Origin of the sequence: Amycolatopsis sp. NPDC059657, assembly GCF_042734395.1 — a bacterium.
Classification (GTDB): domain Bacteria; phylum Actinomycetota; class Actinomycetes; order Mycobacteriales; family Pseudonocardiaceae; genus Amycolatopsis.
In genome coordinates this window covers 1-1,601 of sequence record NZ_JBHWEB010000266.1, presented here as the reverse complement: position 1 = coordinate 1,601, position 1,601 = coordinate 1, and the positions used below count along the sequence as shown (strand labels likewise).

Here is a 1,601-nt window from a genome sequence, read left to right as displayed (position 1 = left end):
CCGGTTAGAACCCAATGCCACGTAGCTTAAGTTGATCAGGCTGCGCGGGTGAGTCCGCGTAGTCTGATCGTGGGTGGGCCGGGGTGGTGGGTGCTGGCTGGTTCGGTGCGTGTCTTGGCGCGGTATGCGTTGTGGCGTAAGCGTTTCACCGCGCGTGGGCATGTTCGGTGCCGTCGTGGCGGGATGGGTTTGCCGACGATGTCAGCCAGGATCGCCGGGAGTGCGTCAGTCCAGTCCTGAGGGGGAAAAGCCCGCCGTGCCGGTGGCGGTGCGGCGGGTGATGCGCAGGACTCGGCTGTAGCTGATCCGGTCGGGGTCGAGGTCGGCGGCTTCGGCCGCGCGGGCGATGAGGACGCTGAGGGCGTAGTGGACGGTCAGCCAGGCCCAGATTTCCTGGTGCACCAGCTCCGGCAGCCTTGATCGCAGGATTTTGCCTGGTCCGCGCAGATGGGTTTTGAGCTGGTCGTTGGCGGTTTCCTCCTCCCAGCGCTGGTCGTAGGCGCCGGCGAGTTCGTCGGCGCGGGCGTCGGCCGGGTCGGTGATGTTCGAGAGCAGCGCGATCAGTTCCCCGGTGCCGTTGCCCTCGCGGTCGGGGATGTCGTATTCCACGACCCGGACCACGTGCGCCTCGTCAGGATGGATGTCGAGCCCGTCGCGGGCGGCGGCAAGAATCCGCTCGCGGCGGCCCGCGCCGCGGACTTTCGGGTTGATCAGGACCGTCAGATAGGTGCCATCGGCAAGGACTGTGACGACCGGCAGGGCGAGCTGGGTCGGCGCCCGCCACAACAGTGCCGCGCCGGTCGCGGCGGCGGTGTCCCACGCGGCCCAGCTATAGAAATTCCGGTCCGCGGTCAGCAGCTCATCGTCGAGCAGACGCGGATAAAGCCCCTGCGCCAGGGTCTGTTCCCCGGTGCCGTAGGGCCCGACCCGGGCGGCGAGGAACGCGTGCGTGCCACATTCGGCCAGCGCCACTACCCGCGCTTTCGGGTATGCCGAGCGGTGTTTCCCCGACCCGGCATACCCGAACTCGCCGGCATTGCCGGGGGTGTCGGGCAGGTCGACCTCGAACCCGTCGATCGCCAGCAACCGCCAGCCCCGCAGCCACGCGCCACGGGTGTCCGACGTCGCCACCGCCTGCGCGACACCCTCGAACACCTGCGCCATCACCGCCGGGCCCAAGCGTTTACGGGCCTGAGTGATCCCGCTGGCCGTCGGGACCGTCCACGACGCGTCCCAGCACCCGAACCGCGACAACGACCCGGTCACCTTCGTCGCGACCTCTTCATAGTCGTCGTCGGGGAACAAGCACAGCGCCATCGTCAACGTCGCCACCACACGCGGCGGCAGCTTTCCATCCGAACGTTTCGCCCCGACCCCGCACGCGGCGATCGCGGTGTCGATCACATCCCGATCCACCGCCGCCAGCAGCACACCCAGCGACACCTGATCCGGACTGGCCGTCACACCTGAACTCATAACCGACGATCAGAACAGCCCAACCCGGAACAAGCCACGCCGCCACGCCGAGAACCCAACACCACAAGCAAGATCAACTTAAGCTACGTGGCATTGGGTTAGAACCGGCCGTACCACTCACGACC

At 67.6% G+C, this 1,601-nt stretch carries 1 protein-coding gene; it reads right to left on the bottom strand.

The genetic code is table 11. The features are described 5' to 3' along the window. Window positions 1–225: 225 nt before the first annotated feature. Window positions 226–1,464: an IS4 family transposase gene (locus ACFV15_RS48140; protein WP_378360237.1), complete on the bottom strand. Its 1,239-nt coding sequence runs from the start codon at window positions 1,462–1,464 to the stop codon at window positions 226–228. Window positions 1,465–1,601 lie beyond the last annotated feature (137 nt).